At 69.2% G+C, this 2,484-nt stretch carries 2 protein-coding genes; both read left to right on the forward strand.

Annotated elements, in window-relative coordinates; translation table 11 throughout:
* On the forward strand, positions 1-1,807 hold a 1,807-nt coding region (locus tag VFX14_05745), incomplete at its 5' end, for an alpha/beta fold hydrolase (GenBank protein HEU5189175.1).
* A gap of 19 nt (positions 1,808-1,826) precedes the next feature.
* Positions 1,827-2,390 (forward strand): OsmC family protein, encoded by a 564-nt coding sequence (locus VFX14_05750; GenBank protein HEU5189176.1) that lies wholly within the window; start codon positions 1,827-1,829, stop codon positions 2,388-2,390.
* Positions 2,391-2,484 lie beyond the last annotated feature (94 nt).

Below are 2,484 nucleotides of genomic sequence, written 5' to 3' on the forward strand. Positions count from 1 at the left end.
GGTGCGCACACCCTTCGCGCTCGTGGCCCTGTCGTGCGCCGCGATGGTCGCATTCCGCTACGCGGCGGAGCATCCCGACCGGCTCTCCCACCTGATCCTTCTGAGCGGCCAGTACGCGGAGTCGGTGCCGCAGCCGTTCGACGAGAAGGTGGCGCCGGTGATCCGCGATCAGTTCGACGCCTGGCGCCAGCGTCTCTTCGCGCGCTGCCTGCCCGAGCCGCACTCGCTGAAGGGCATGGAGGACGCCTACGCGTGGGCGGGGGAGACCACGCCGGACGTGCTCGTTGAGTCGCTCCGCGCCATCGACGGCTCGAACGTGTACGATCTCCTGTCCCGCCTCACCGTGCCCACGCTCGCGCTGCACGGGACGCTCGACAAGATCGTCCCCTATTCCCACGCCGAAAAGATGGTGGCGGCGATCCCGGGCGCGCGCCTGATCACCTTCGAGGGGGCGGGCCACATCCTCCACGGGCGCCACGCGGTGAAGGTGAACCACCTCATCCGCGACTTCGTGGGCGGCAAGGACGTGGCGTCGGCCCGCATCCCCGCGCCCACCGAGCGGAAGGTCACGGCGCTGGCCCCCGCGCGGGCCCCCCGGACCACGGAGCGGCGCATCCTCTGGCTCTCGAGCCCGATCGGCCTCGGCCACATCCAGCGCGATCTCGCCATCGCCCGGGCGCTTCGCGCCCAGCACGGCGACGTCAGGGTCGATTTCCTCGCCGCCGACCCTGCCGATCGCGTGGTCGAGGCGTGGGGCGAGCGGCTGCACCCGGCCACGCGGCACATTCTCAACGAGAGCGCGCACGTCGAGGGCTGGGCGGGCGACCACGAGCTCCACGCCTTCAACGCGCTGTGGGACATGGACGAGATCATGGCCGCCAACTTCATGACGTTCGCCGACGTCGTGGAGCGTGAGCGCTACGACCTCTGGGTGGGCGACGAGGGCTGGGACCTCGACTACTTCCTGCACGAGAACCCCGAGCTCAAGCGCGCGCCCTACGTCTTCATGACCGACTTCATCGGCATGCTGCCCATGCGAGACGACCCGAACACGGCGGAGTTCAAGCGCGCGTGGGACCGGAACGCCGAGAACGTGGACCACCTGCGCTTCCATCCGGACGTCCGCGACCTCTCCATCATGGTCGGCGACGAGGACGACGTGCTGGACCGCCCGTTCGGGCCGGACCTGCCCAACATGCGCGAGTGGAGCCGGGAACACTTCCGCTTCTCCGGCTACACCTACCACTTCGATCCGGCGGAGTTTCGCGACAAGCGGGCGCTTCGCCGGGAGCTGGGCTTCCGGCCGGACGAGCGCGTGATCCTCGTGTCGGTGGGCGGGACCAAGGCGGGCCAGAGCCTGCTGCGGAAGTGCGCCCAGGCGTTCTCGCTGGTCGCCCCGCGCGTGCGCGACGCGCGGATGATCCTCGTGGCGGGCCCGCGCTTGGACATCGGCAGTGTGCCCACCGGGCCGCAGCTCGAGGTGCGGCCCTTCGTCCCCAATCTGTTCCGCCATCATGCGGCGGCGCACCTCGCAATCGTCCAGGGCGGGCTGACCACCACGATGGAGCTGGCCGCCTTCCAGACGCCGTTCCTCTACTTCCCGCTCCGCAACCACTTCGAGCAGAACTTCCACGTCGCGCGGCGCCTGGATCGGCTGGGCGCCGGGGTGCGCATGGACTACGACCGCACCAGCGTCGAGGAGCTGGCCGCGGCGATCGTGGAGCATCTCGACAAGCCCGTCCAGTATCGCGACGCGCCGACGGGCGGGACCGAGCGGGCCGCGCGTCTCATCGCCCAACTGCTGTAACCGAGAAGGGGGATCACCCATGACTCAGGCGCTCAACGACGTCAACCTCGAGAAGCTCAAGGCCACCGACGCCGCCGTCCGGGCGAATCCCGGGCTCGAGAAGCTCACGATCAAGGCGAAGTCGACGTGGTGCCGGGGCACCATGACGCAGGTGACCCTCAGCGAGTGGTACGCGGGCGGGCACAAGATGACGCCGGCGCCGCGCCGCTTCACCATCATGGTGGACGAGCCGTCCGACCTCGGCGGCGGCGACGCCGCGCCCTTCCCCATCGAGGTGGTGCTCGCCGCCCTCGCCGGCTGCGTCACCAATGGGACCGCCACCAACGCCGCCATGTTCGGTGTGCCCCTGGACGGGATCGAGCTGGAGATGGAAGCCCACATGGACGCGCGCGGCATGCTCGGCCACGACAAGAGCGTGCGCAACGGCATCACCGACATCAACTACACGATCACGATCACGAGCTCCGCGCCCGAGGACAAGGTCCGCAAGTGCAAGGAGACCATCGACCGGAAATCGGCGGTGCGCGACACCCTCGCCAATCCGGTGAACATCACCTCCAAGTTCGTCTACAAGCCGAGCTGAGGGCGGCGGACAAGGACACGCGTGCCGGGCGAGATCAACTGTCTCTTCACGAAGGGGCTCATCCCCTTCGTGGAGAAAGAGGCGGGGCCGGAGG

The organism is Candidatus Methylomirabilota bacterium, assembly GCA_035764725.1.
In the GTDB taxonomy this organism is placed as follows: Bacteria; Methylomirabilota; Methylomirabilia; order Rokubacteriales; family CSP1-6; genus DASRWT01.